The organism is Micromonospora zhanjiangensis (assembly GCF_042650605.1).
GTDB lineage: Bacteria > Actinomycetota > Actinomycetes > Mycobacteriales > Micromonosporaceae > Micromonospora_J > Micromonospora_J zhanjiangensis.
Genome location: NZ_JBHSBN010000013.1, coordinates 49547 through 76499 on the forward strand (window position 1 = coordinate 49547; position 26953 = coordinate 76499).

Annotated in this window: 21 protein-coding genes; 15 read left to right on the top strand and 6 right to left on the bottom strand. The window is 73.1% G+C overall.

Translation table 11 applies throughout. From position 1 onward, the window contains the following. Nucleotides 1-21 precede the first annotated feature (21 nt). Both ACFOX0_RS19265 and ACFOX0_RS19270 read left to right on the top strand, forming a co-directional pair. Nucleotides 22-1317 carry a DNA polymerase IV gene (locus tag ACFOX0_RS19265; RefSeq protein WP_377547803.1) on the top strand — a complete coding sequence of 432 codons (1296 nt, stop codon included), beginning with the start codon at nucleotides 22-24 and terminating at the stop codon, nucleotides 1315-1317. Between the two features lie 80 nt (nucleotides 1318-1397). Beyond that, entirely contained in the window at nucleotides 1398-1793 is a 396-nt protein-coding gene (locus ACFOX0_RS19270; protein WP_377547807.1) for a DUF3040 domain-containing protein, read from the top strand. Nucleotides 1794-1983: 190 nt separating this feature from the next. Here ACFOX0_RS19270 and ACFOX0_RS19275 read toward each other — a convergent pair whose 3' ends face one another. Genes ACFOX0_RS19275 through ACFOX0_RS19285 form a run of 3 tightly spaced genes read right to left on the bottom strand, consistent with a single transcriptional unit; the run spans nucleotide 1984 to nucleotide 6822 of the window. Further along, the gene (locus ACFOX0_RS19275; protein WP_377547809.1) at nucleotides 1984-4446 is read right to left on the bottom strand and encodes a DUF3488 and DUF4129 domain-containing transglutaminase family protein; all 2463 of its coding nucleotides are present in this window, start codon (nucleotides 4444-4446) and stop codon (nucleotides 1984-1986) included. 13 nt (nucleotides 4447-4459) lie between these two features. Next, entirely contained in the window at nucleotides 4460-5758 is a 1299-nt protein-coding gene (locus tag ACFOX0_RS19280; RefSeq protein WP_377547811.1) for a DUF58 domain-containing protein, read from the bottom strand. 2 nt (nucleotides 5759-5760) lie between these two features. After that, a complete protein-coding gene (locus ACFOX0_RS19285; RefSeq protein ID WP_377547814.1) occupies nucleotides 5761-6822 on the bottom strand; it encodes an AAA family ATPase in 1062 nt (353 codons plus the stop codon). A gap of 431 nt (nucleotides 6823-7253) precedes the next feature. On the opposite strand from ACFOX0_RS19285, the gene leuS reads away from it, so the two are divergent. The 6 genes from leuS to ACFOX0_RS19315 all read left to right on the top strand — a co-directional run bounded on the left by leuS (nucleotide 7254) and on the right by ACFOX0_RS19315 (nucleotide 14539). Further along, nucleotides 7254-10163, top strand: coding sequence for a leucine--tRNA ligase (gene leuS, locus ACFOX0_RS19290; RefSeq protein WP_377547816.1), 2910 nt, complete (start codon nucleotides 7254-7256; stop codon nucleotides 10161-10163). Between the two features lie 590 nt (nucleotides 10164-10753). Further along, entirely contained in the window at nucleotides 10754-11470 is a 717-nt protein-coding gene (locus ACFOX0_RS19295) for a helix-turn-helix domain-containing protein (protein WP_377547818.1), read from the top strand. Between the two features lie 30 nt (nucleotides 11471-11500). Further along, nucleotides 11501-12028, top strand: coding sequence for a VOC family protein (locus tag ACFOX0_RS19300; protein WP_377547820.1), 528 nt, complete (start codon nucleotides 11501-11503; stop codon nucleotides 12026-12028). A 147-nt stretch (nucleotides 12029-12175) separates the two neighbouring features. Beyond that, nucleotides 12176-13312 carry a winged helix DNA-binding domain-containing protein gene (locus tag ACFOX0_RS19305; RefSeq protein WP_377548033.1) on the top strand — a complete coding sequence of 379 codons (1137 nt, stop codon included), beginning with the start codon at nucleotides 12176-12178 and terminating at the stop codon, nucleotides 13310-13312. Nucleotides 13313-13442: 130 nt separating this feature from the next. Beyond that, on the top strand, nucleotides 13443-13988 hold the full coding sequence (locus tag ACFOX0_RS19310) for a GNAT family N-acetyltransferase (protein ID WP_377547822.1): 546 nt from the start codon (nucleotides 13443-13445) through the stop codon (nucleotides 13986-13988). 14 nt (nucleotides 13989-14002) lie between these two features. Beyond that, on the top strand, nucleotides 14003-14539 hold the full coding sequence (locus tag ACFOX0_RS19315; protein ID WP_377547825.1) for an orotate phosphoribosyltransferase: 537 nt from the start codon (nucleotides 14003-14005) through the stop codon (nucleotides 14537-14539). Here ACFOX0_RS19315 and ACFOX0_RS19320 read toward each other — a convergent pair. The 3 genes from ACFOX0_RS19320 to ACFOX0_RS19330 all read right to left on the bottom strand — a co-directional run bounded on the left by ACFOX0_RS19320 (nucleotide 14534) and on the right by ACFOX0_RS19330 (nucleotide 17506). Then, nucleotides 14534-15208, bottom strand: coding sequence for a TVP38/TMEM64 family protein (locus ACFOX0_RS19320; protein WP_377548036.1), 675 nt, complete (start codon nucleotides 15206-15208; stop codon nucleotides 14534-14536). The genes ACFOX0_RS19315 and ACFOX0_RS19320 overlap by 6 nt on opposite strands. A 146-nt stretch (nucleotides 15209-15354) precedes the next feature. After that, nucleotides 15355-16053 carry a type 1 glutamine amidotransferase gene (locus ACFOX0_RS19325; RefSeq protein ID WP_377548038.1) on the bottom strand — a complete coding sequence of 233 codons (699 nt, stop codon included), beginning with the start codon at nucleotides 16051-16053 and terminating at the stop codon, nucleotides 15355-15357. Nucleotides 16054-16258: 205 nt separating this feature from the next. After that, nucleotides 16259-17506 (bottom strand): MurT ligase domain-containing protein, encoded by a 1248-nt coding sequence (locus tag ACFOX0_RS19330; RefSeq protein WP_377548040.1) that lies wholly within the window; start codon nucleotides 17504-17506, stop codon nucleotides 16259-16261. 494 nt (nucleotides 17507-18000) lie between these two features. On the opposite strand from ACFOX0_RS19330, the gene mraZ reads away from it, so the two are divergent. The 7 genes from mraZ to mraY all read left to right on the top strand — a co-directional run bounded on the left by mraZ (nucleotide 18001) and on the right by mraY (nucleotide 26935). After that, on the top strand, nucleotides 18001-18432 hold the full coding sequence (gene mraZ / locus ACFOX0_RS19335; RefSeq protein ID WP_377547827.1) for a division/cell wall cluster transcriptional repressor MraZ: 432 nt from the start codon (nucleotides 18001-18003) through the stop codon (nucleotides 18430-18432). A 200-nt stretch (nucleotides 18433-18632) separates the two neighbouring features. Next, entirely contained in the window at nucleotides 18633-19769 is a 1137-nt protein-coding gene (gene rsmH, locus ACFOX0_RS19340; RefSeq protein WP_377547829.1) for a 16S rRNA (cytosine(1402)-N(4))-methyltransferase RsmH, read from the top strand. Then, on the top strand, nucleotides 19766-20509 hold the full coding sequence (locus tag ACFOX0_RS19345; protein ID WP_377547831.1) for a hypothetical protein: 744 nt from the start codon (nucleotides 19766-19768) through the stop codon (nucleotides 20507-20509). Before rsmH ends, ACFOX0_RS19345 begins: the two co-directional genes overlap by 4 nt. A 3-nt stretch (nucleotides 20510-20512) precedes the next feature. Then, complete coding sequence (locus ACFOX0_RS19350) at nucleotides 20513-22747, top strand: peptidoglycan D,D-transpeptidase FtsI family protein (protein WP_377547832.1); 2235 nt, start codon at nucleotides 20513-20515, stop codon at nucleotides 22745-22747. Between the two features lie 119 nt (nucleotides 22748-22866). Then, on the top strand, nucleotides 22867-24396 hold the full coding sequence (locus ACFOX0_RS19355; RefSeq protein WP_449288861.1) for a UDP-N-acetylmuramoyl-L-alanyl-D-glutamate--2,6-diaminopimelate ligase: 1530 nt from the start codon (nucleotides 22867-22869) through the stop codon (nucleotides 24394-24396). After that, nucleotides 24393-25835, top strand: a complete 1443-nt coding sequence (locus ACFOX0_RS19360) for a UDP-N-acetylmuramoyl-tripeptide--D-alanyl-D-alanine ligase (protein WP_377547834.1) — start codon at nucleotides 24393-24395, stop codon at nucleotides 25833-25835. The genes ACFOX0_RS19355 and ACFOX0_RS19360 overlap by 4 nt, the downstream gene beginning before the upstream one ends. Then, entirely contained in the window at nucleotides 25832-26935 is a 1104-nt protein-coding gene (gene mraY, locus ACFOX0_RS19365; protein ID WP_377547836.1) for a phospho-N-acetylmuramoyl-pentapeptide-transferase, read from the top strand. Before ACFOX0_RS19360 ends, mraY begins: the two co-directional genes overlap by 4 nt. Nucleotides 26936-26953: the final 18 nt, after the last annotated feature.

Below are 26953 nucleotides of genomic sequence, written 5' to 3' on the forward strand. Positions count from 1 at the left end.
CCCGGGGGATAGCCTGCTGGAATGGGTCGCAGCCAGTCCGTTCCGCGGGGCACCGATCCGCGGTTCGGCGCGGGCGCGGACGACACCGGCTGCACCGTGCTGCACGTCGACATGGATGCCTTCTTCGCCTCGGTCGAGGTGCGTCGCCGGCCGGAGCTGGCCGGCCAGCCGGTGGTGGTCGGCGGGGTCGGCCCGCGCGGCGTGGTGACCTCGGCCAGCTACGAGGCCCGGGAGTACGGCGTACGCAGCGCGATGCCGACCATGCGGGCCCGGGCGCTCTGCCCGCACGCGGTGTTCCTGCCGCCGGACTTCGGGCAGTACTCGGCGGCCTCCCGGGCGGTGATGGAGATCTTCCGCGGGGTGACCCCGCTGGTCGAACCGCTCTCCCTGGACGAGGCCTTCCTCGACGTGGCCGGCGCCCGCCGGCTGCTGGGCCGACCGGCGGAGATCGCCGCGCTGATCCGCGCCCGGGTCGTCGAGCAGGAGGGGCTGACCTGCTCGGTCGGCGTGGCGTCGACCAAGTTCGTGGCCAAGCTCGGCTCCACCCGGGCCAAGCCGGACGGACTGCTGGTGGTGCCCGCGGCCCGGGTTCTCGAATTCCTGCACCCGCTGCCCGTCCAGGCCCTGTGGGGGGTGGGTGACCGGGCGGCGGAGAGCCTGCGCCGGCTCGGCCTGGCCACCGTCCGGGACGTCGCCGAGGCGCCGATCGGGATGCTGCGCAACGCCGTGGGCGACGCGGCCGCCGGCCACCTGCACGAGCTGGCCCACGGGCGGGACCCGCGCCGGGTCAGCCCGGAGCAGGTGGACAAGTCGATCGGCGCGGAGGTCACCTTCGACACCGACATCGCCGATCCGCGGGTGATCCGCCGCGCCCTGCTCGCCCTGTCCGACAAGGTCGGCACGCGGCTGCGCCGGGCCGGGCAGGTCGGCCGGACGGTGTCCATCAAGGTGCGACTGGCCGACTTCCGCACCCTCAGCCGGTCCCGCACCCTGCCCGGGGCCACCGACGTCGCGCGTGAGGTGTTCGAGACCGCCTGGGCCCTGTTCGACGCTCTGCGACCGAGTGACCGCATCCGGCTCATCGGGGTACGGGTCGAGGGTCTCGCCGCCACCGACGCGACGCCGCGGCAGTTGACGCTCGGCGCGCCCGAGCACGGCTGGCGGGACGCCGAGGCGGCCGCGGACGCCGCGGCCGCCCGATTCGGGCGATCAGTCGTCCGTCCGGCTAGTCTGATGGGCGGTGAGGACCCACGTCGGACCGAAAATCCGACCCGGCGGAAGGTCGTCCCGCTTTCCGACCCGCCAGCCCCCTCGTAGACTTGCGGGTAAGCAGCCGGGTGGCTGTTACGGTCTGTCGGCCCGTGCGGGCCCGACCAACGTGACCGGGGAGGAGTGCCGTGCCGCTCTCGGAGCACGAGCAGCGGCTGTTCGAGCAGATCGAGCGGTCGCTTGCCGAGGACCCCAAATTCGCCTCGGCTGTACGTGCCAGCGACCCGCGTTTCCACGCGCGGCGTCGCCTGCTCGTCGCTGCCGGAGTGATCATCGCTGGCCTTGCCTTGGTCGTCTACGGCACGGTGAGCAAGCTGCCACCGCTCGGGGTGGCGGGCTTCGTCGTCATGCTCGCCGCGGCGGCGTTCGCGATGCAGTCGCACCGCCGGGCGCAGTCGCCCGACCTGCACGTGGTGGGCGGCACCACCAGCCGCCGCACCCGTGGCCGGGGCCGAGGACGTCGGCTATCGATGATCGACCGGCTTGAGGAGAGGTGGCGTCAGCGGCCGGAAGGCCAGCGCTGACCCGATCTCTCCGCCGGACGTGGGGAACCTTTCTCCACGTCGGTGACGAGCGACCGGACCGCGCCCGGGTCGAGTCGACCGGGCCCAGTTCGGGGCCGAGGTGGCTGGATCGCGCCCGCCGAGCGCCGTGACGTCCGGGTCTCGCGCCGGAGGCGACCTGGTGCGACCGGATCGCCGAGCGGGCCCGGGTCTACCGGGCAGCCCGGCCGGCGATCAACCGCCGTGGGCTCCAGCGCAGCAACCTGTCCCGGCCCCGGCCGAAGCCGGCCACCAGCCCCGCGAAGCCGTCCATGATCGACAGGCGCCAGTGCAGCAGCACCGAGGGCGGCAGGACTGCGGCCGTCAGCCGCACCTTCCGACCCGCGGACCGGGCCAGCCCGCGACGCACCGCGCGCAGCGCGTCGTCCAGCGGGCCGTCGTGCGCCGGGATCCGGGCGTACCGGGCCCGCTCCTCGGCTCGGCCCAGCCGTTGCGCCCCGGTCGCGGCCGGTTCCGGCAGCCCGCCGGCCACCAGCCGGGCGGCGGTCAGCCGGGGCGTCTCGGTGGGGTCCACCACGACCCGGAAGTCGATCAGCGTGTCGATCAGTTCGTCCCAGGCGGCGTGCGCGTCGGCCCGGGCCCGGTCGAGTTCGGTGTCCGTGGCGATCACCTCGGGCACCCCCGGCACCGGCGGGCCGGCACCACCGGCGGCGACCCGGGTCGCGGCGATCGTCCGGGCGGCCCGGCGGCGGCGCAGCAGCAGCCGCCGGATCGCCGGTACGGCCAGCACGGCCAGTCCGAGGAGCACCACGAGGACCATCCACCACGGCCCGCTGTCGGCCGCCCCCGGGCCGACGACGCCCTGGTCCACCGGCTCGTCCTTCTCCCGCGGATCGGCGCCGTTGCCCGCCGGTCCGGCCGAGGAGTCCGGGTTCGCGCCGGCGTTCGGACCCGCGCTCGGCACCGGCGCCGCGGTCGCGTTGGTGTCCGGCGCCCACTCCGTGCTGGTCGAGCCGGCCACGCTGGCCTTCGGGGTGGCGTCGAACGGGACCCAGCCGGCGTCACCGAGGTACACCTCGGTCCAGGCGTGCAGGTTGTGGTTGGTCAGCACGTAACTGTCGCCGCTGCGGTCGCTGCCGTTGGTGAAACCGAACGCCACCCGCGCCGGGATGCCGGCCACCCGGGCCAGCCAGGCCATCGAGGCGGCGTACTGCTGGCAGAAGCCCACCTTGCCGGTGATGAAGTCGAGGATGTCCTTGCCGCTGGTGGTGTCACCCTGCGCGCTCTGGCTGTACCGGAAGCCGTTCTTCTCCGAGAAGTAGTCGTAGATCGCCCGGGTCTTCGCGTAGTCGGACTTCGCGTTCCTGGTCAGCGCGGCGACCAACTCGGTGACCTCGCGGATCTGCTCGGGGACCTTGGTGAACTGCCGGATCGGGTCGTTCCTGCCGGGCGACGGCATCGCGGCCAGCGCCGCGGGGGAGTACGTGGTGCGCACGTACTCGAACGAGTACTTCTTGTTCCGCGCGATGCTGCGGTTGGAGTAGATCACCTGCATGTCGGTGTCGTACGACCAGCTCCCGTCGACCCCCTCGGTCTTGGCCACCTCGGTGTACGTGGGCAGCAGCGGCATGTCGAACGACAGCGTCTCGACGCTGGCCCGGTAGCGCTGCCGGGTCACCCCGGGCCGGTCGGAGGCGCGCGGTTCGGGCAGGCCGTTGTTCACCGACCTGCCCTTGGGCGAACGGACCCGGAACCCGTCGGCCTGGATGTCGTCGGCGACACCGAACCGCAGGTAGAACGGCTCCCGCTCGTTGGTGGTGACCCGTACCATGTCGGCGACCTTGCCCTGGTTGAGCTGGCCGCGCAGGGCCGCGAACAGGTTGACCCGGCCGGGCGCGCCGCCCGGGCCGTCGCCGGTGCCGTCGCCGGCCGCGGCGGTGAAGCTGTTCAGCAGCCCGCCCGTCATCCCCGGCACCGCCACCGGCAGCAGCACCGCCACGGCGACGCCGAGCACCGCCAGCCGGCGTCCGGCGGCGGCCAGCGGCGACGGTTCCCAGACGCTCACGTCACGCCCGTCGCCGGTGAACCGGCGACCGAACCGGCGGACCCGGTCCACGTTGTCGGCCACCAGCAGCCAGAGGAAACCGATCGCGCCGATCACGAACGGCAGCGCCGGGACGCTGTCGGTGTAGACCGCCACCGGCACCGAGTAGATGGCCAACATCGGCAGGCCGGCCAGGGCCGGGCGGCGCAGACCCACGGTGAGCAGGTCCACCCCGACGGCGACCACGCCGACCCCGAGGACGGTGATGAACCGCAGCGTCTCCACCACGTCCGGCACCGGCACGCCGTACTGGCGCATGTCGGCCAGCGAGCCGGTCAGCAGCTGCCCGAAATTGCCGAAGGTGTCCAGGGTGGGGATGATCCCCAGCACCTCGCCACCCTCGGGGAACATCCAGGTCAGCGCGAGCAGCAGGCCGGCCAGCATGCCGAGCACCTGGGCCCAGACCGGGGCCCGCAGCCAGCGGGTCAGCGCCGCCGCGCCGGCGATCAGGCCGACCACGATGAACGCCTGGAACAACCAGGTCCAGCGGTCGAAGATGGTGCCCAGCGGCGCGGCGGCGAGCAGCGTGGCCGCCGCCGCGACCAGTCCCAGGTAACGCTGCCCTCTCATCTGCCCGCCTCGCTCATCGCATCCCTCCGGCCACGGTCTCGGCCAGGGCGGCCCGCCAGGCGAATCCCTGCGAGCCGCGTCCCGCCCGCGGCCACAACGCGGCCAGCTTGGTTCCGTGCTCCACCCCGATCACCCGCCAGCCGGTCCGCATCAGGGCCAGCGCCGCGGCGGAATGCTGCCGGTCCGCCTCGGCCCGCGCCTGGGGTGGCAGGGTGAGCCAGGTCGTGCTGTCCAGCAGGAACGCCACGCAGGTCGAGCCGCTGCCGCGCAACCCGGCCAGTAACTCCGCCTCGGCCGTGCTCAGGTTGCCGAGCAGGGCGATGACCAGCCCACCGTCGGAGCGCTGCCGGATCTGGTCGACCAGGCGGGCGAGGTCGGTGCGCTGTTCCGGTCGGGCCTCGGCCAGCCGGTCGAGCAGCAGCCCGTCGGCGCCCGCCTCGAGCGCCTCGGCGTCCACCCCCGAGCCGGTGACCAGGCGGAGCTTGTAACCGGCCTGACGCAGGTGGACGGCGACGCTGGCGGCGGCCGAGACGGCCCACTCGAAGCTCGCCGTGGGGCCCTCGCCCCGGTGCGCGCCGGCCCGGGTGTCGAGCACCACCGTGGCCCGGCTCTCCCAGGGCTGCTCCTCGCGCCGGACCATCAACTCGCCGGTCCGGGCGGTCGACTTCCAGTGCACCCGGCGCAGGTCGTCGCCGTACCGGTACTCCCGGGTGGCCGCGTCGTCCTCGCCGTGCACGGCGACCGACCGGGCCCGGCTCTCCCCGGTGCCGGTGTACTCGCCGGCCAGCCGGATCGTCGGCAGGGCCGCCACCTCGGGGATGACGGTGAGCCGGTCCGTGCTCGGGAAGGACCGGCTCAGCTCGCACAGTCCGAACGGGTCGGTCAGCCGGACGACCAGCGGGCCGACCTCGTAGCGGCCCCGCACGTCGGCCCGCACCGTGTACGCCACGGAGCTGGCCCGGTAGGCGCCCAGCCGTTCGAGCACCACCCGGGGGCGGCTGCCCAGGGCGTACGGCAGGCGGTCCTCCAGCAGCAGGGTGCCGGTCGGCAACCGGGACAGGTTCTGCAGCCGCAGCACCACCCGGGAACTGGCACCCACCGGCACCCGCTGCGGCTCCAGCGAGCGGGTGCAGGCGAGCTTGTACCGGCTGCGCCCGACGTAGGCGGCGGCCAGCAGCGGCAGCACGGCCAGCAGGATGGCCACCCGGAGGAGGTCCTTCTCGCCGAGGATCGTGGCGGACAGGGCGGCGGCCACGGCGGCCGCGAGGAACGACCGACCGCGGGTGGTGAGGCCACGCAGCGCCTGACGCACGGCTACCGGCCCCGGCGCTCGTACTGCGATCGTCCGTTGCCCTCGCCGCCGGTGGCCGGCCGGGTGTCGTACGGGGAACGGCGGCGGTCGTGCGGCAACGCCAGCCGGTGTACCAGGTCGGAGACCACCGCGTCGGTGGTCCGCCGGGCCAGTTGCGCGTCGGCGTTGGGGACCAGCCGGTGGGCCAGCACGGGTACGGCGAGCGCCTGCAGGTCGTCCGGCAGCACGTAGTCGCGGCCCTCCAGCGCGGCCACCGCCCGGGCGGTGCGCAGCAGTTGCAGGGTGGCCCGGGGTGAGGCGCCCAGCCGCAGGTCGGGTGCCTCCCGGGTGGCGGTGACCAGGTCGACGGCGTACTGCTTGACCGCGTCCGCGACGTGGACGCCGCGGACGGTGGCGATCAGCCGGCGGACCGCGGCCGCGTCGGAGACCGGGCGCAGGTCGTTGATCGGGTCGGCGCCACCGTGCACGTCGAGCATGGCCAACTCGGCGCCCGGGTCCGGGTAGCCCATCGCGATCCGGGCGGTGAACCGGTCCCGCTGCGCCTCGGGGAGGGGATAGGTGCCCTCCATCTCGATCGGGTTCTGTGTCGCGATCACCATGAACGGGGTCTGCAGTTCGTACGTCACCCCGTCGACGGTGACCTGCCGCTCCTCCATGCACTCCAGCAGCGCCGACTGGGTCTTCGGGGAGGCCCGGTTGATCTCGTCGCCGACCACCAGGTTGGCGAAGACCGCACCCGGCTTGAACTCGAAGTCGTGGTTCTCCTGGTTGAAGACGCTGACCCCGGTGACGTCGCTGGGCAGCAGGTCGGGGGTGAACTGGATCCGGCGGACCGAGCAGTCGATCGATCGCGCCAACGCCTTGGCCAGTTTGGTCTTGCCGACCCCGGGTACGTCCTCGATCAGGAGATGGCCCTCGGCCAGCAGGACGGCGAGCGCGAGTCGGACCGTCGCGGTCTTGCCCTCGATGACCCGCTCGATGTTGGCCACCACGGCGTCGGTGACGGCGCGGAACTCGTCGTTGGGCAGCGCGCCACCCAACTCGTCCCAGGTCTGGTGTCTCACGGGCCTCCTCCTCATCGGCACTGCGGTGGGTAAAGGTGAAACAGTCGGGACCCGCCGCAAGGTTGACAGGAAACCCGAGGGTCCGGTTTCAGCCTTGGATCACCCGCACGCCTCAGGCTAGCGCCATTCGCCCGTGTCGCCGACCACACCTCTGCCAAGATCTGGCGGTCCCACCGCCCGGTGGACAGGACAAAACCGGCAGGACAGGGCAGGGCGTACGCGCTATGATGCGCACGTGCCCGGAATCTGCCTGCTCCTTAGCGAGCCGTGCTGACGCGATCATCAAGCGCAGCACGGCTGACCCCTCCTGAGCGAGGGGCTTTTTTGTGCCCCTAGAGTGACTGTTTCCGTGCACCCCGTAACCGCTGCGATCCGCGGCCCCGGCCCGAATCCGCGGCCCTGGCCGAATAAGACCCCTTGAGGTGGAGCCGATGACCGAGGCAGCCGAGCCGACCGCCGACACCCCGCCGTTCCGTTACACCGCCGGCCTGGCCGGCGAGATCGAGACCCGGTGGCAGGACATCTGGGCCGAGCGGGGCACCTTCCACGCCCCCAACCCGGTCGGGCCGCTGGCCGATCCGGACCACCCGCGGGCGAGCGCCGAGAAGCTGTACGTCCTGGACATGTTCCCGTACCCGTCCGGCGCCGGCCTGCACGTCGGGCACCCGCTGGGCTACATCGGCACCGACTCGTACGCCCGCTACCAGCGGATGGCCGGGCGCAACGTGCTGCACGCGATGGGCTTCGACGCGTTCGGCCTGCCGGCCGAGCAGTACGCGGTGCAGACCGGCACGCACCCGCGGACCACCACCGAGCAGAACATCGAGCGCTACCGGACCCAGCTGCGCCGGCTGGGCATGGGGTACGACGCCCGGCGGTCGGTGGCCACCATCGACCCGGAGTTCTACCGCTGGACCCAGTGGATCTTCCTGCAGGTCTTCAACTCCTGGTACGACGCGGACGCCCGCCGGGCCCGACCGGTCGACGAACTGGTCGCCGAGTTCGCCGCCGGCACCCGACCCACCCCCGACGGCCGGCCGTGGGGCGAACTGTCCGATGTCGAGCGTCGTCGGATCGTCGACGACCGCCGGCTGGCGTACGTCTCGCAGGCGCCGGTGAACTGGTGCCCCGGCCTGGGCACCGTGCTGGCCAACGAGGAGGTCACCGCCGACGGCCGCTCCGACCGGGGCAACTTCCCGGTCTACAAGCGCAACCTGAAGCAGTGGATGATGCGGATCACCGCATACGGCGACCGGCTGCTGGACGACCTGGACAAGCTGGACTGGCCGGAGCCGATCAAGCTGATGCAGCGCAACTGGATCGGCCGGTCCACCGGCGCGCACATCGACTTCCCGGTGGCCGCCGACGACACCGCACCGGTGGGCACCGCCCCGGCCGGCTCCGGACCGGTGGCCGCAGACGCGGGCGAGGTCGCCGCGATCCGGGTGTTCACCACCCGGCCGGACACCCTGTTCGGGGCCACCTACATGGTGCTGGCGCCCGAGCACGAGCTGGTCGACCGGATCGTCCCGGCCGGCTGGCCGGACGGCACCCGGCCGGCCTGGACCGGCGGGCACGCCACCCCCGGGGAGGCCGTCGACGCGTACCGCAAGCAGGCGGCCGCCCGGACCGACCTGGAGCGGCAGGCCGAGGGCCGGGAGAAGACCGGCGTCTTCGTCGGGGCGTACGCGGTCAACCCGGCCACCGGCGCGCGGATCCCGGTCTTCGTCGCCGACTACGTGCTGGCCGGCTACGGCACCGGCGCGATCATGGCGGTGCCCGGCCAGGACGAACGGGACTGGGACTTCGCCGAGGTCTTCGACCTGCCGATCGTCCGTACCGTGCAACCACCGGCCGACTTCGACGGCAAGGCGTACACCGGGGACGGGCCGGCGGTCAACAGTTCGGCGCCGGACCGCGGCCTGGACCTGGACGGCCTGGCCGTCACCGAGGCCAAGGCCCGGATGATCGAGTGGCTGGAGGCCAACGGGCGCGGCACCGGCGCGGTCACCTACCGGCTGCGGGACTGGCTGTTCAGCCGGCAGCGCTACTGGGGCGAGCCGTTCCCGATCGTCTACGACGAGCACGGCACGCCGATCGCGCTGCCCGAGTCGATGCTGCCGGTGGAGCTGCCCGAGGTGGACGACTTCTCGCCGCGCACCTTCGAGCCGACCGACGCGGACTCGCAGCCGGAGACCCCGCTGTCCCGGCGCAAGGACTGGGTCGAGGTCGAGCTGGACCTGGGCGACGGGCCCAAGCGCTACATTCGGGAGACCAACGTGATGCCGCAGTGGGCCGGCTCCTGCTGGTACGAGCTGCGCTACCTGGATCCGACTGACAGCGACCGGTTCGTCGACCCGGCGAACGAGGCGTACTGGATGGGTCCGCGCGCCGACAGCGACCCCGGGGGCACCGACCTGTACGTCGGCGGCGCCGAGCACGCCGTGCTGCACCTGCTGTACGCCCGGTTCTGGCACAAGGTGCTGTACGACCTGGGCCACGTGTCGTCGGTCGAGCCGTTCCGCAAGCTGTTCAACCAGGGCATGATCCAGGCGTACGCCTACACCGACGCCCGGGGCAGCTACGTCGACGCCGCGCAGGTGGTCGAGCGGGACGGCGGCTACTTCCACGGCGACCAGGCCGTCAAGCGCGAGTACGGCAAGATGGGCAAGTCGCTGCGCAACGTCGTGACCCCGGACGAGATGTGCGAGGCGTACGGCGCGGACACCTTCCGGGTGTACGAGATGTCAATGGGTCCGCTGGAGGTGTCCCGCCCCTGGGAGACCCGGGCCGTGGTCGGGTCGTTCCGGTTCTTGCAACGGGTCTGGCGGGCCGTCGTCGACGAGCACACCGGCGCGACGCGGGTGGTGGACACTCCTGCCGACGAGCCGACCCGGCGGCTGTTGCACAAGGTCGTCGACGGGGTGCGCACCGACATGGAGGGCATCCGGTTCAACACCGCGATCGCCAAGCTGATCGAGCTGACCAACGCGCTGACCCGGCTGCCGGCCACCCCGCGCGAGGTGGCCGAGCCGCTGGTGCTGATGCTGGCGCCGTTCGCCCCGCACATGGCCGAGGAGCTGTGGCAGCGCCTGGGCCACGCCGACTCCCTGGCGTACGCCGACTTCCCGGTCGCCGACCCGGCCCTGCTGGTGGCCGAGACGGTCACCTACCCGGTGCAGGTCAACGGCAAGGTCCGGGGGCGGATCGAGGTGCCGGCGGGTGCGGGCGAGCAGGACGTGCGCGCCGCGGCGCTGGAAGCCGTCGCCGACCAGCTGGGCGGCCGCGAGCCGCGCAAGGTGATCGTGGTGGCGGGGCGGATGGTGAGCGTGGTCGTCTGACTTGCGCTGGTCGCGGGGTGGGGTTGGCGGCAGGGCGACCCGCTCTGGGCGGTCAGGCTTGATCCCGACGCGGGTCACCCTGCCGCCAACCCCTCGGTGGGCGCGGTCCGACGCGGCCCGCCGTGCCGTCAACACCTGGGCCATGGCGGCTTGCCGGGACGCCGTGCGGCGACTTCCGCGCGACGTCGACTCGTGCTCCAAGCCCCGGCACCGGTCGTCGCCCAGGCCCTCGGCTTCCACCACCACACCACCCACCGGCACCACGCCGCGGCAGGCGGAAGCTGGAACCGCTACAGCCCGTTATGAGGATCCACCTGGCGGCTCTCTTCCGGGGTGGCTGCTCGCGGCTCTCTACGCAGCGGCCAACCAACCCTCCGTCACCGCTGGTGGAGTCGCTCAGCGCATACTGATTGTCGATGAGCGGACTTCGCATGCTTTTGGCTGCCGACCGGGAACCGGCTGACTAGATGACCGCACCAGAACCGCACGGGGCTGCCGCGGCGGGGCGGCTCCGGGTCCTGAGGCCCGCACCGTCCGGCCTGCTCCCCAGCGTGACACCCGGCACAGCTCGGCCGTTAGGGTCGCCACCTGTGTGGGAGGAGCATGCGTCGCGCCATCCAGCGATTCGGACGATCTGGCGCGCGCACGTCGAGGAACCGGGCCGGTATCTGCTCGAGGCCAGTGAGTTCTGGGATCTTTCGTTCATCCGGCACACGGACGGCACCTTCTCGGCCGAGCTGGACGGCCCCACCGTGCAGGCACGTACGACCGCAAGCGTGCAGGGAGAGGACTACTGGGGACTCGAGCTCCGGGCGCACGTCTTCGTGCAGGGCGTTGCGAAGTCGACCGTCTTGGGAGGGACCGACCGGCTGCCGGTGACCGACGGCTGCCTGCTCCTCGGCAGCCATCGTGCCCCGGTGCCACGGTGGGGCGAGCTCGAGGAGTTCGTTGATGACCTCCTCGCCGTCGGCGTCTTGGTGGCGGATGAGGACGTGCGTCGTGCGCTGGGTGGCGACTACAGCGGACTCGCGCGGCGCACCTGGCAGCGGAAGTTCCGGGAGGTCACCGGCCTGAGCCCCAGTCAGGTCAAGCAGCTGCGACGGGCCCGACACGCCTACGTGCTCCTGCAGAGCGGGATGCCCGCGGCCGAAGCAGCCGCTGTGGCCGGCTTCGCCGACCAGCCGCATCTGACCCGGTCCCTGCGACGGATCCGGAACGAGACTCCGGCCCGCATCATCGCCGCTCACGTCCGCCGTGCCGCACAGCGAGGCGCAATCGTTCAAGACCATCTCGGGACCGGGGTGTGAACTGGCAGCACTTCAACGAGAGGTGACTCCATGACCATGCCCGCGACCCCCGAGGGCTTCGCCACCGTCAACCCGTTCGTCATCACCAAGAACGCCGATGGGCTGATCGCCTTCCTGGCCGAGGTGTTCGGTGGAACCGAGAACCAGCTGGCCCGCACCGTGGACGTCGACGGCCTGTTGCTGCACGCGGAGCTGCGCATCGGCAACACGACCGTGATGTTCGGCGAGCGCAAGCCCGGGTGGCCATTCCTGCCCAGCCTGCTGCAGGTCTACGTCGACGAAGTCCCTGCTACCTTGGCGACCGCCCGACGACTCGGCGCCAAGGTCGTCACCGAGCCCACAGATTTCTACGGCACGTCGTTCTCCCGCTTCGTCGACCCATGGAAGAACCTGTGGTGGGTTTACCAGCACGCCGACGCGGTCGACTGGGAGGACGACGGCTCGGCCTCATGGGCGACCGACGCCGGCGGCCAAGACGCCGGGTGGTCACAGACGACACCAGGGCTCGAGTACATCCACCGGACACTGCTCGAGACCCTGCCCACGCTGCGGGAGTGATCCCAAGGCCGCTGCCATGGGACACCGACGGAGCGCGTAGCAGTGTCGGGCGAGTCGTCCCCGGCACGGTCTCCGCATCGGTCACGACGACACAAGGAGGGAAACCCGGTGGCCCATCTGGACGTGGCCGAACGGCGGGCCCGGTTGATGACCCGGCACGGACTTGCCGCTTCGACGCGCACCCGCGATCCGGTCGCGGCCGCCGCGAGGCTGATCGCGCTGCACGCGACCGACGCCCCGACGGTTTTCCTCTCCGTGCGGGCGCGCACCGACGGGGTGTCTCCGCGGGACATCGAGCGGGCGCTCGTCGAGGACCGGACTCTGGTGCGCTGGGTGGGCTGGCGGCGCACGCTGTTCGCCGCACCACGCGAGCTCCTGCCCGTCATCCACGCCTCCACCACCCACACGATCGCCGCCCGGGAACGGCGGTCGGTGGCCGGGCTCCTGTCGGCCAGCAGCGTCTCGTCGGAGCCGGAGCGATGGCTGGCCGAAGCCGAGGCGGCGGTGCTGGCAGCACTGAACAGCCGCGGCGAGGCGACCACCGGCGAACTGATCGACGACGTGCCCACGTTGGCGACCCAGGTGCGCACCGGGGCGGGCACGCGATGGGAGCGCTCGGTGCGCGCCGGCACCCTGGTGCTGCCGCTGCTGGCGATGTGCGGGCTGCTGGTGCGGACGCGGCCCCGCGGTTCGTGGCTGAGTCCGCAGTTCCACTGGGCGACCACCGTGAACTGGCTCGGCGGCCCGCTCGACCACCTGGACCCGGCAAGCGCCCGCGCGGCGGTCGTCGACCACTGGCTGCGGGCGTTCGGTCCCGGCACGGAGGCCGACCTGCGCTGGTGGACCGGATGGCCTGCACGCGACGTCCGCGCCGCCCTCGCCGCGGTGCCGCATGCCGAGGTCGGCCTCGACGGCGCGGTTGGCTACGTGCTGGCCGACGACCTTGACCCCACACCGGTTCCCGAGCCCGCGGCCGCCCTGCTGCCCACTCTCGACGCCACCACAATGGGCTGGCGGGACCGCGACTGGTACCTCGGCGGGCACGCCGGCCGGCTGGTCGACAGCGCAGGCAACGCCGGCCCAACGGTGTGGTGGGCCGGACGCGTCGTCGGCGGTTGGGCCCAGCGACGCGACGGGGAGATCGTGACCGGGCTCCTCGAGGACGTGGGCGCAGCTGCCGCGCAAGCGATCGCAGATGAGGCCGAACGCGTTCACAACTGGCTCGATGGAGTACGTCTTGCTCCAGGTGCGCTGCCGCCGTACCAGCGCTCGCTGACCGACTGAGCCCACTGAGATCAAGTGTGTGCGCTACCGACTCGACATGGTGCACAGCGACCGCGTACCTGGCTCGCCCCGATCGGGCGACTGCGGCGACCGGCGAGTTCGTTGACGCGTACGACCGGGTGGTAAGCCGGTGAGCGGTGCGTTCGGCTTGCGTCACTACGGCGCCGACCAGGCAGCTGCCGTCGTGGACCAGTTGGTCGCCGGCTACCTCGCGGCGCACGCGGACGGCAGCCCGTTCCACACCGAGGATCGTTATCGGCGCCAGCTGCAGGGGCACCTGCGGGTGCCCGGTTGGACGCTGGTCACCGCCGAGGTGGGCGACGTGCTGGTCGGCTACGTCTACGGGTTTCCGTTGCCGCCGACGACGCGTTGGTGGGACGGCATCCAGGGGCCGGTCCCCGACGGGTTCACCCGGGAGGACGGGCACCGTACCTTCGCGCTCAGCGAGCTTCTGGTGCACCCCGACTGGCAGGGTCGGGGTGTCGCCAGGGCGCTCCATGGTGAGCTGCTCGGCAGCCGCTCGGAGGAGCGGGCGACCCTGCTGGCCCGTCCCGACAACACCGTCGCCCAGGCCGCGTACCGCTCGTGGGGTTACCGGAAGGTCGCCAAGCTTCGCCCCGACTGGGAGCACGCTCCCACCTTCGACGTCCTGGTCACCGGGAACCTCGGCGGATGACAGGATGACGCCTCGTGAATCCTGCTGAGCTGGCCGGTCGCGTCGACGCCGCGTCCCGGCTGACCGGGCGCTTCGTGTTGCGGTCCGGACGCGTCGCCGACGAGTACTTCGACAAGTATCAGTTCGAGGCCGATCCGGTGCTGCTGGACGCCCTGGCCGCGCGGATGGCCGCGTTGGTGCCGGCCGACACGGAGGTGCTGGCGGGACTGGAGATGGGCGGCATCGCGGTGGTGACCGCCCTGGGCCGGCACACCGGGCTGCCCTGCGCGTTCGTCCGCAAGGCGGCGAAGCCGTACGGCACGGCCCGGCTGGCCGAGGGTGCCGACGTGATCGGCCGGCAGGTGCTCGTGGTGGAGGACGTGGTGACCTCCGGTGGGCAGATCGTGATCTCGACGCGACAACTGCGGGAACTCGGTGCGCGCGTCGACGCGGCGCTGTGCGTGATCGACCGTCAGGAGGGCGGGACGGAGGCGCTGTCGGCCGAGGGTATCGCTCTGCGGGCTCTGTTGACCCGCGCCGATCTGGACCGGCCGAACGTTACCGGATCATGAAACGTCCGCGGTCCGGCGGGCGGCGCGGAGGTGGCGTTCGGTGCGGAGCCAGCGGGTGGCCAGGACGGCGGTGGCGATCAGGCCCAGGCCGGCGGGGGCGACGGCGAGCCAGTTGATCCGGTCCGGTGCGACCACGGCGGCGCCGATCGCCGCGTACCCGATCGCCGACGGCGCCGTCGCCAGCACGCTGCCCAGCAGGAACGGCGTCCAGCGCGCGCCGGTGGTGCCGTAGCCGTAGCTGACCAGGCCGAACCCGCCCACCGGGAGCAGTCGTACGGTGATCACCCCGAGCACGCTCTGCCGGGCGAACCAGCCGTCCAGGCGGGCCAACCGTCCGCGTACCCGTTCGGCCACGAAGTCCCGGCCGAGCCCGCGGCCGATGGCGAAGCCCACGGCGGCGGCCAGCAGGGCGGCCAGCAGCGTGTACCCGGCGCCCTGCACCGGACCGAACAGCGCGCCCCAGGCGACCGTGATCAGGGTACGTGGCACCAGGGCCACCAGCAGCACCGCGCAGACCAGCACGGCGGCGACCGGGGCGAACGGGCCGAGCCGGTCGACCAGCCGGGGCATCTCGTGCAGATCCGGCGTCGGCGCCAGCAGCAACGCCAGCCCGAACAGCCCGAGCACCGCGAGCAACGCCCCGAACCGGACGACCGACCGCTGGCGCAGTAGTGCGCCGAAGCGGCCGGCCGGCCGCTGACCCGGTGGCACCGTGGCGCGCCCGGCCGACCGCTGGCGCAGCAGCGCGCCGAGCCGGGTGACCGGTCGTCGGCCGGGTGGGCCGACGGGCCGGGCGCCCGGTCGCGCGCGGAAGGTCACTGTCGGGCCGCGACCGCCGCGGCGGCCCGTTCGGCGCGTAGCCGGTCGGACCAGGTGTCGTCCAGCGGGGGCAGCGCGTTGACCCCGGCGGCCCAGCGCAGCAGCAGGTCGGCCAGGGCCGGGTTGCGGGCCAGCGCCGGCCCGTGCGAGTACGTCCCGAGCAGCTTGCCGCGCCAGGCGCCCTCGCTGTTGCCGTCGTTGCCGATCCCGGTGGTGACCTTGGCCAGCGGGGAGACCTCCGGGCCCAGGTGGGTACGCCCGCCGTGGTTCTCGAACCCGCTCAGCGGCGGCAGCCCGAGCCGCGGGTCGATGGTGCCGGCCAGCTCGCCGACGGCCCGCGACGGTCCGCGGTCGGAGTGCAGGTCGAGCAGGTCCAGACCGGCGCACTTGGCGTCCTTGGCGAAGAACGACCCGCCGAGCAACTGGTAGCCGGCGCACACCCCGAACACCACCGAGCCCTGCGCGACCGCGCGCCGCAGCCCGCCGTCGGCGAGCAGCCGCTGCGCGCCGAGCGCCTGCGGTCCGTCCTCACCCCCGCCGATCAGGTAGATGTCGGCGGTGGTGGGCAGCGGCTGGTCGGAGCGCACCTCGATGGTCTCCACCGGGATTCCCCGGGCGGCCGCCCGCCGGGCCAGGATCAGCAGGTTGCCCCGGTCGCCGTAGGTGGACAGCAGGTCGGGGTAGATCCAGACGATCCGGAGCCGGCTCTCCGACGCAACGCCCGCCGGCTGCGGCGCCGCGGTCGGCGCCGGCTGGGTCCACGCCGGCCCCGCCGACTGGTACGCCGGCCCCGCCGACTGGTACCCCGCGGGTCCCGTCGACGGCGACCAGGCGGGCGTCGCCGGCTGGTTCCCCGCGGGCGGCGTCCACGCGGGCGTCGTCGGCGGGGACCAGTTGTGCTCAGAGGACACGGTTCAACTCCGCTCGGATGTCCTGGAACGCCGTGTAGTTCGCGATGACCTCCAGCCGACCCGGCGGCACCCCGGCGACGGCCTCGGCGAACGTCCGGACGTGCTGGAACGGCACCTCGTTGACCTCCAGCCGGACGGCGAGGTCGTAGGCGCGGTCGCCGGTGATCAGCACCTGGCGGCCACGCAACGGGGCGAAGTCGACGTCGAACAGCCAGGAGGTGTCCAGCCCGTCGGGGTCGCGGGCGTTGATCGACAGCAGGGTGGGTGCGTCGTCGGCCATGTCGAACGCCTCCAGCCAGCTGGCCGGGTTCTTGGCCAGCAGCAGCCGGATGTTCCGGCCGTCCTTGCTGACCTGGGCGTACCGGCCGGCCACCGAGGCGACCCCGCCGAGCCGGGAGACCGCGTCGGTGGGGCGTACCCCGAAGGTCGCGGCCACGGCCAGGGCGGTGGCCGCGTTGCCGATGTTCACCCGGCCGGGAAGCTGCAGGACGACCTTGTGCCAGGCACCGGTCGGGTCCAGCACGCCCTCGTCCTCGACCACCCAGTGCGGTTCGGGTCGGCGCAGCGGGCAACCGGTGCACCACCACTGGTCGTCCACCCGTTCGATCGAACCGCCGCACTCCGGGCAGACCCACGAGTCGTCGTGCCAGCGCTGACCGGCGCTGAACCAGGTCACCGGGGGAGCGTCGGCCCGCCGGGGCTCGGCCGAGGGCGGGGTGACCGCCCAGACCACCATCGGGTCGTCGGCGTTGGCCACGATCCGGATGGCCGGGTGCCGGACCAGCGCGGCCCGCCACAGCTGGGCCATCATGGCCACTTCCTTGGCCCGGTCGAGCTGGTCGCGGGAGAGGTTCAGCAGGGCCACCACGTGCGGCTCGGTGGCCTCCAGCACCTGTGGCAGATAGTGCTCGTCGACCTCCAGCACCGCGTACGGCGTGCTGCCGGCCTTGGCCAGCGCGGAGGTGTGTCCGGTCGGCATGTTGGCGCCGAACGAGTTGGTCGCCACCGGCCCGAGCACCCCGACGGCGGCCGCGGTGAGCCGGGTGGTGGTGGTCTTGCCGTTGGTCCCGGAGACCAGGGCGATGGCGCGGCCCGCGGCCAGGTGGGCCAGCAGTTCAGGGTCGATCTTGAGGCCGATCCAGCCGCCGATCACCGAACCGTCGCCGCGGCCGGCCGCCCGGGACAACGCCGCGGCGGTCCGCGACACCGAGCTGGCGACCTTGGCCCGCAAGGGCATGCTCTTCCCGTCCGTCACGCTGGCGAGATTACCGGACACCGGACACCCGTCGACCATCGCACAAGTGACCGGACCTGCCCGCCCGACGGCCCGATTCCCGCCACCGGATCGCCCGCGCCGGCCCGGTGGAGGGAGGCTCCCTCCACCGGCAGACCCGGTTCTCCATTTCCCTCCACCTCTGCCGGTTCTGCCGCTGCGAAGCGTCATTCGTATGACCTGGATCACGCTCGTACGGGGAGAAAAGGGGCGCATCGCCGCGCGATTTTTGGTGTCGGAAACCGGACCGGAGTGCGGGACGACGCCGGCCCTCCACCTCCCTCCACCCCCTCTGACGTGCGCGTTTGAGTAACCGAAGGGCGCTGTCAACCGGCGATTTCGGTTGCGGGTGGAGGGAAGTGGAGTAGAGTGGGGCGCGATGGTGGGGCCGGGAGGGTCCACCGGCCCGGCGGGTCGGCGGCGCGCGAACGCCGCTCAAGGGCGAGGGGGTTGGGCCGGTGTTCCTCGGCACCCACACCCCACGCCTCGACGACAAGGGGCGGTTGATCCTTCCGGCGAAGTTCCGGGACGAGCTGGCGGGGGGTGTCGTGATCACCAAAGGGCAGGAGCGCTGTCTCTACGTCTTCCCGACCCTCGAGTTCCAGCGGATCGCCGACCAGTTGCGCCAGACGCCGATGACGCACAAGGCCGCCCGAGCCTACAGCCGGGTGTTCTTCGCCAGCGCGCACGACGAGGTCCCCGACCGACAGGGCCGGGTGACCATCCCGGTGCACCTGCGGCAGTACGGCGGCCTCAACCGCGAGCTGGTGGTGATCGGGGCGAGCAGCCGGGTGGAGATCTGGGACAAGCAGGCCTGGGACACCTACCTCGCGGAAAGCGAAGAGGACTTCGCCGACATCGAGCAGGGGGTGTTGCCGGGCGGCCTGTAGGGCGGGTCGTCGCCTGACGTATTGCGAGATCTCCACCCGCTCCGCTCCTGGCGCCTCTTCCCCGGCGCCAGGCGCACGATCCGCGGGTCGGCCGGACCGGCCGGCGGTGGGCGAGCGGATGGGGATCTGGCGGTACGACACGCGGGACGGACCACGGGACGCACATATTCAGGAAGACGGCACAGCAAGTGGGGGTCGACATGGGGGAGCAGCCGCGCGGCACGCACGTGCCGGTGTTGCTCGAGCGGTGTCTCGAGCTGCTCGCCCCCGCGCTGGCCCGGCCCGGCCGGACGGTGCACGTCGACGCCACGCTCGGCCTGGCCGGGCACGCCGAGGCGGTGCTCGCCGCGTACCCGGGGACGGTCCTGATCGGACTGGACCGGGACCCGGAGGCGCTGGCCCACGCCCGGTCCCGGCTGGCCCGCTTCGCCGACCGGATCCATCTGGTCCACGCGGTCTACGACGAACTGCCGGACGTGCTGGCCGAGCTGGGTGAGTCCACGGTCGACGGGGTGCTGTTCGACCTCGGCGTCTCGTCGCTCCAACTCGACGCGCCCGACCGCGGGTTCGCCTACGCCCAGGACGCGCCGCTGGACATGCGGATGGACCAGACCCGGGGCGTGACGGCCGAGGACGTGGTCAACGGCTACTCGCACGGCGAGTTGGCCCGGGTGCTGCGGGTCTACGGCGAGGAGAAGTTCGCCGGCCGGATCGCCTCGGCGATCCTCCGGGAGCGGGAGCGCGCCCGGATCACCTCGTCGGCTCGGCTCGCCGAGCTGGTCCGGGAGTCCATTCCGGCCCCGGCCCGACGAACCGGCGGGCATCCGGCAAAGAGAACGTTTCAGGCTTTACGGATCGAGGTAAACAGAGAGCTGGCGGCGCTGGAGACGGCGCTGCCGGCCGCCCTCGACGCACTCGCCGTGGGCGGCCGCGTGGTGGTGCTGTCCTACCACTCGTTGGAGGACCGGATCACCAAGCAGGCGTTCGCCGAGCGGGCCCGCAGCAAGGGTCCGGTCGACCTCCCGGTCGAGTTGCCCGGCACCGGTCCGACGCTGCGGTTGCTCAACCGCGGCGCCGAACCGCCGAGCGAGGCCGAGGTCGCCGCGAACCCGCGCGCCGCCTCGGTGAGGCTGCGAGCGGCGACCCGGATCGACCCGGACGACGACACCGGTACGGAACGCACGGGGCGGGCCGCCCGCGAACGGCCCCGCCGTGCGGTGAAGGCGATGCACACCTCCGGGCCCGCGTTGCGGCCGGGGTCCACAGTGGATCCCGACAGCGGGCCACGCGGCCCGGGTGGACTGACGAGGACGGAAGCAGAGGGGGAGGGATCATGAACGTCAACAAGCGCGACCGCCGGGAGTACCCCGGCGATCGGCGCGACGCGGGGCAGCGCACACCGCGGTCGGGGGGCCGGACCGCGGCGGAGCGCACCACGCGTACGGCGGGCGGCGCGGGCCGGCTCGCCCGCGAATTCTCCACTCCTGCCCGGGGGGCCCGCGAGTTCCCCGTCCAGGGCAGCTCGGCGCTGCGGCCGCGGGAGGCGGACGACCTCGTCGAGCGCGAGACGGTGCGGGTGTGGGACAGCAGCCACGAGGCGGAGTCGAAGCCGGGCCGGTCGACCCGGTCGGGTCGGGACGCCGCGCCCCGGCTGAAGGTGGCGCCGCCGCCGCCGGTGGCGGTGCCCCGGGCGCCGTTCGTGGCCGTGGTCCTGGTCGTGGTGGTCGGTGGGCTGCTGGGCATCCTGCTGGTCAACACCAAGGTCAACGAGAACGCGCTGCGCCTGGACCGGCTGCAGAAGCAGCAGGCCGCGCTGGACGTGCAGCAGGAACAACTGAACAAGAAGATCGCCGACTCCGAGGCGCCGGGCAACCTCACCGCGAACGCCCGCAAGCTGGGCCTGGTCGAGTCGACCTCGCCGGCCTTCATCCTGCCCGACGGGCGGACCATCGGCGTGCCGCAGCCGGCCGGCGGCGATCCGGCCGTCACCAGCCAGCAGGACGCGGGGACCAACCAGCAGGGCACCGGAGCCGGCCAGCAGGGTGCGGGCGCCGGCCAGCAGGGCACGGGAGGCTGACCGGTGGCGCCGCGGTCGGACGAACCGCGCCGGGACGCCCAGTCGTCCCGGCGCGGTGCTTCCCGGGCGGGGGACGGCGGGGACACCGGCGGGCGGGGCACCGACCGGACCGATCCCGCCGATCCCGGGTCCGAGATCGGCGGGATCTCCGACGCCCGCGCCTACACCCCGCGCGGGCGTACCGTGCGGGAGGCCGCCGAGTCGGCCGCCACCCGGCGGTCCGGCGGGGTGGGCGCCGGCTCCCGGCGTGCCCCGCGGGCCACCCGGTCCGGCGACCCGTTCCGGCCCGCGTTGCAGGTGCTCGACGGCGGCCGGCCGCACCAGCGCGGCACCGCCGGTGACGCCCCGCGCGGCGGCGTTCGGGCCGCCGGCACCGGGCGGACGGTGGTGGCCCGGACCCCCGGCGGCGCCGGCACCGCGAAACCGGCCGCCCCGCGCCGTCGGAACACCGGCGCGGCCCGCCGCCCGGCCGGCCGACGGCCGCCCCGCAAGGCCCGCCCGCCCAAGCTGGCCGATCCGGTACGCCGGCTGCGGCTGGGCACCCTGCTCGCCCTGGTGATGTTCGCCAGCATCGGCATCCGGCTGGTGGAGTTGCAGGTGGCCCAGTCGCCGGCGCTCGCCGACGCCGGGCTGGCCGACCGGCTGCGGCCCACCGACATCCGCGCGCCGCGCGGTTCCATCCTCGACCGGTCCGGCGCGTTGCTGGCGCACAGCGTCGAGGCCCGGTACATCGCGGCCGACCCGGAGCTCATCGAGGACCCGGAGGGGACCGCGGCGGCGCTCAGCCCGCTGCTCGGCGTGGCGCGCTCCGAACTGGTCAAGCGGATGGCCCGGCAGAAGACCTTCGACGGCCGCGACTCGCGGTTCGAGTACCTGGCCCGCGGCGTCGACATCGACGCCGCGAAGAAGATCATGGCCCTCAACCGGGCCGGCATCAGCGCCGGCCGGGACGAGCGGCGTGAGGTGCCCAACGGGGACCTGGCGGCCAACCTGATCGGCTTCACCAACCGGGAGATGACCGGCCTGGAGGGTCTCGAGGCGCGCTACGACAACGTGCTGCGCGGCGTCACCGGCCGCAAGGTCGTCGAGGTCGGCCAGGGCGACCTGGACGCCGAGATCCCCGGCGGCTACAGCCGGATCACCACGCCGGCCCAGCCGGGCAGCTCGCTGGCCCTCACCATCGACCGTGACCTGCAGTTCTTCACCCAGAAGGCGCTCAGCGAACAGCTCAAGCAGACGCACGGCAGCATCGGCGCGGCGGTGGTGATGGACGTCCGCACCGGTGAGGTGCTGGCCCAGGCCAGCCAGCCGACCTACAACGCGGCCGACTGGCAGGGCAGCAAGCCGACCGACCGGGAGGACGCGGCCACCAGCTTCGTGGTCGACCCCGGCTCGATCCACAAGGCGATCACGTTCGGCGCGGCGCTGCAGGAGGGCGTGATCGAGCCGGACAGCACGCTGCCGGTGGCGTCCGTGGTCAACAAGGGCGGCTACCCGTTCACCGACCACATCGACGCCCGGGGCCGGCGGATGAGCCTGCCCGGGATGCTCGCCTACTCGTCCAACGTCGGCGCCATCGCGATCGCCGACAAGCTCGGCAAGGAGAAGCTCTACGAGTACCAGCGCAAGTTCGGGCTCGGCCAGGCCACGAACGAGGGCGTCCCGGGGGAGGCGACCGGTCGGCTGCTGGCGCCGAAGGACTGGAGCGAGTCGAGCTACGGATCGGTGCCGATCGGGCACAGCGTGGACGCCACCCCGATCCAGATGGCGGCGGCGTACGCCGCGATCGCCAACAACGGCACCTGGATCCAGCCGCATCTGATCAAGGAGACGATCGCGCCGGACGGCACCCGCAAGCCGGCGCCCGCGCCGGTCACCCGGCAGGTGCTCGATCCGGCCAACGCCGCCGCGCTGCGGACCATGCTGGAGGCGGTGACCACCATGAAGGACGCCACCGGCCTGCGGGCGGCCATCCCCGGCTACCGGGTGGCCGGCAAGACCGGCACCGGCGCCCGCCTGGTCAACGGGCACTACGTGTCCGGCGAGGTCGCCTCGTTCGTCGGCATGGCGCCGGCGGAGAACCCGCGCTACGTGGTGGCGGTCTTCGCGTACACGCCGAACGGCGAGGGCGGCGACGTCTCGGCGCCGGCGTTCAGTCAGATCATGTCGTTCGCGCTGCGGCACTACCGGATTCCGCCGAGCGGAACGGCCAAGCCGAACTTCGTCGCCTTCCCGTGACGGTGCGCGGTGGCTCGGCGCCGCCCCGCAGCGCCCCGGTCGGCCGCGGAACACCAGTTGGCGACGGGTTCGGCCGGGCTGTGCGGTCCGGGCGTCCGGACCGGGTAGGGTCTGACGCCGTGTCCGGCAATCCACGACCCCGCACCGTGAGCCAGATCCGGCTCGACGATCTCGCCGCCCTGCTCGGCGTCGAACCGCCGGCGGACGCCGTCGGCCGGACGGTCTCCGGGGCCACCCACGCGAGCAACGACGTCCAACCCGGCGACCTGTACGCCGCGCTGCCCGGCTCCCGTCGGCACGGCGCCGAGTTCGTCCCGGCCGCCGCCGCGGCCGGCGCGGTCGCCGTACTCACCGACCCGGCCGGCGCCCCGGCCGCCGCGGCGGCCGGCCTCCCGGCCCTGGTGGTGCCGGACCCGCGCGCGGTGCTCGGCAGCGTCGCCGCCGCCGTCTACGGCGACCCGACCGCCGGGCTCACCGTCATCGGCATCACCGGTACGGCCGGCAAGACCTCCACCGCCTACCTGGTCGAGTCGGGCCTGCGGGCCGCCGGCCACGTGACCGGACTGATCGGCACGGTCGAGACCCGGCTCGGCGACCTGGTGCTGGACAGCGTGCGCACCACCCCCGAGGCCACCGACCTGCACGCCATGCTCGCCGCCGCGGCCGAGCGCGGGGTCACCGCCGTGGTGATGGAGGTGTCCAGCCACGCCCTGGCCATGGGCCGGGTCGGCGGGGTGCGGTTCGCCGTCGGCGGCTACACCAACTTCGGCCAGGACCACCTGGACTTCCACGCCGACGTGGCCGACTACTTCGCGGCCAAGGCGCAACTGTTCGACGGCCGGTGCGCGGTCGAGGTGCTCAACCTCGACGAGCAGGCGCTGCGCCCGCTGTTCAAGCCGGCCACGGTGAGCTACTCGGCGACCGGCGACCCGGCGGCCACCTGGCGGGCCACCGACGTCACCGGCGCGGGCTACACCCAGGCCTTCACCGTGCACGGACCGGACGGCCTGCGGCTGCCGGCCGGGGTCGCCCTGCCCGGCCGGCACAACGTGGCCAACGCCCTGCTGGCGATCGCCGCCCTGGTCGCGGTCGGGGTCGACCCGGTCACCGCGGCCGCCGGGGTGGTCGACTGCGCCGGGGTGCCGGGCCGGCTCCAGCTGATCGACGCGCCCGGCCCGGTCCGCGGCGTGGTGGACTACGCGCACAAGCCGGACGCCATCGTCGCCGCGCTCGCCGCGCTGCGCGAGCTGACCGCCGGCAGCGGCCGGGTGATCTGCGTGATCGGTGCCGGCGGGGACCGGGACCAGGGCAAGCGGCCGGTGATGGGCGCGGCCGCGGCGCGCGGCGCGGACCTGGTGCTGATCACCGACGACAACCCGCGCACCGAGGACCCGGGCGCGATCCGGGCCGCCGTGCGGGCCGGCGCCGAACAGGCCGGGACTTCGGCCACCGTGATCGAGGTGCCCGGCCGCCGGGCCGCGATCGACGAGGCGGTACGGCTGGCCGAGCCGGGCGACGTGATCGCGCTCCTCGGCAAGGGCCACGAACGCGGCCAGGAGGTCGCCGGCCGGACCGAACCGTTCGACGACCGGGTCGAGTTGGCCGCCGCCCTCGCCGCCCGCTTCGGCACCCTGGTCGGTCAGCGGTGATCGCGCTGACGCTGGCCGAGGTGGCGGCCGCGGTCCGGGGCCGGCTGGTGGCCGCCGACCCGGCGACCGAGGTGACCGGGTCGGTCGAGTTCGACTCCCGCAAGGTGGCCCCCGGAGGGCTCTTCGTCGCCTTCCCGGGCGAGAAGGTGGACGGGCACGACTACGCGGCGGGCGCGGTCGCCGCGGGCGCGGTGGCCGTCCTGGGCAGCCGGGAGGTGACCGGCCCGGACGGGGAGCCGCTGCCGATGGTGCTGGTCGACGACGCGTTGGCCGCGATGGCGCGGCTGGCCCGGGCGGTGGTCGACCGGCTGCCCGGACTGACCGTGGTCGGGGTGACCGGTTCGTCCGGCAAGACCACCACCAAGGACCTGATCGCCCAGTTGGCCGCCCGGATCGGCCCGACGGCGGCGACGCCGGGGACGTTCAACAACGAGCTGGGGCACCCGTACACGGCCTTGCGGGTCGACCGGGAGACCCGGTTCCTGGTGCTGGAGAAGTCCGCCCGCGGCGTGGGCCACGTCCGCTACCTGTGCGAGGTGGTGCCGCCCCGGATCGGCGTGGTGATCAACGTCGGGGTCGCGCACATCGGCGAGTTCGGCTCGGTCGACGCGATCGCGGTGGCCAAGGGCGAACTGGTCGAGGCGCTGCCCGCCGACGGGGTGGCGGTGCTCAACGCCGACGACCCGCGGGTACGGGCGATGGCCGAGCGGACGTCGGCCCGGGTGGTGCTGGCCGGCGAGGCCGCCGACGCGCAGGTGCGGGCCGAGGACGTGACGCTGGACGAGCGCGGCCGGGCGTCGTACACGCTGGTGCTGGCCGACGGCGGACCGGACGGCGGGCCGCTGCGGGCGCCGGTCCGGCTCGGGCTGACCGGCCGGCACCAGGTCGGCAACTCGCTGCTCGCCGCCGCGGTGGCCCGGGAGATCGGCCTGCCGGCGGCGGACCTGGCGGTGGCCCTGGGCGAGCTGGGGATGGTGTCCACCCGCCGGATGGACGTGTTCGACCGCGCCGACGGCACGACTGTGATCGACGATTCGTACAATGCCAACCCGGCGTCGACGGCGGCCGCGCTGCGCGCGCTGGCCGGGATGGGACGGGGTCGCCGGACGGTCGCGGTGCTCGGCTACATGGCCGAACTCGGCGACCACGAGCGGGCCGGACACGTCGAGGTCGGTCGGCTAGCGGCGGAGTTGGGTGTCGACCACCTGGTGGTGGTGGGCGAGTCCGCCGCGCCGATCCACGAGGGCGCGTCGGCGGTGGCGAACTGGGGAGGAGAGTCGGTGCTGGTAACCGATCAGGCGGCGGCCGTCGAGGAGGTACGCCGGCAGGCGCGCCCGGGTGACGTCGTACTGGTGAAGGGCTCGCGCTACCGCACCTGGGAGGTGGCCGACGCGTTGCGCGCCGAGGCGACCGGGCCCGGTGGGGAGGCCTCCGCGTGAGAGCGGTGATCGTCGCGGCGGCGGTGGCGTTTATCGTCTCGCTGTTCTGCACCCCCATCGGCATCAAAGTCTTCCGCGCGCTCAAGGCCGGCCAACCGATCCGCAGCCTGGGGCCCGCCAGCCACCAGAGCAAGAAGGGCACGCCCACGATGGGCGGCGTGGTGTTCATCGTCGCCACGGTCATCGCCTACGTCGCCGGTCACCTCGCCCTGACCACCCTGCCCGAGGCGCAGATCGCCCAGGTCAAGCCCACCGTCACCGCGCTGGTGCTGCTCGGCCTGTTCGTCTTCTGCGGTGCGGTCGGCTTCCTGGACGACTACCTCAAGGTCCGCAAGCGCAACAGCGGCGGGCTCAGCGCCAAGGGCAAGTTGTTCGGCCAGTTGCTGATCGGCACGACCTTCGGCGTCATCGCGCTCTACTTCCCCAGCACCAACGGCGAGACCGTCGGCAGCACCACCATCTCCTTCATCCGGGACATCGACTTCCTCAACGTCGGCAAGGTGGTCTCGGTGATCATCTTCGTCGGCGTGGTGATGGCCGCCAGCAACGGCGTGAACCTCACCGACGGCCTGGACGGGCTGGCCACCGGCGCCTCGGTGATGGTGCTGGGCTCGTACGCGCTGATCGCCTTCTGGCAGTACCGGCACTGGTGCGGTGACACCGCCTACATCAAGAGCAACAGCTACTGCTACGCGGTCCGTGACCCGTTGGAGATCGCCCTGATCGCCGGGGCGGCGGCCGGGGCCTGCGTCGGCTTCCTGTGGTGGAACACCTCGCCCGCCCGCATCTTCATGGGCGACACCGGCGCGCTCGGCCTGGGCGGTCTGATCGGCGGCCTGGCGATGGCCAGCCGGACCATGCTGCTCCTGCTCATCCTGGGCGGACTGTTCGTGATCATCACGATGTCCGTGGTGATCCAGATCATCTCGTTCAAGACCACCGGCAAACGGGTGTTCCGGATGTCGCCGCTGCAGCACCACTTCGAGTTGGCCGGGTGGAGCGAGGTCAACATCGTGGTCCGGTTCTGGATCATCGCGGGCATCGGGGTGGCGATCGCGCTGGGCCTGTTCTACGGCGAGTTCCTGGCGGCCCACGGCTGAGGCCGGGGTTCCTGGCCG

Coding starts and splice junctions, on each gene's coding strand:
- ACFOX0_RS19300 (WP_377547820.1), top strand. CDS start 11,501: ATGACCATGCCCGCGACCCCCGAGGGCTTCGCCACCGTCAACCCGTTC.
- ACFOX0_RS19305 (WP_377548033.1), top strand. CDS start 12,176: ATGACCCGGCACGGACTTGCCGCTTCGACGCGCACCCGCGATCCGGTC.
- rsmH (WP_377547829.1), top strand. CDS start 18,633: ATGGGGGAGCAGCCGCGCGGCACGCACGTGCCGGTGTTGCTCGAGCGG.
- ACFOX0_RS19330 (WP_377548040.1), bottom strand. CDS start 17,506: ATGCCCTTGCGGGCCAAGGTCGCCAGCTCGGTGTCGCGGACCGCCGCG.
- ACFOX0_RS19345 (WP_377547831.1), top strand. CDS start 19,766: ATGAACGTCAACAAGCGCGACCGCCGGGAGTACCCCGGCGATCGGCGC.
- ACFOX0_RS19275 (WP_377547809.1), bottom strand. CDS start 4,446: ATGAGAGGGCAGCGTTACCTGGGACTGGTCGCGGCGGCGGCCACGCTG.
- ACFOX0_RS19265 (WP_377547803.1), top strand. CDS start 22: ATGGGTCGCAGCCAGTCCGTTCCGCGGGGCACCGATCCGCGGTTCGGC.
- leuS (WP_377547816.1), top strand. CDS start 7,254: ATGACCGAGGCAGCCGAGCCGACCGCCGACACCCCGCCGTTCCGTTAC.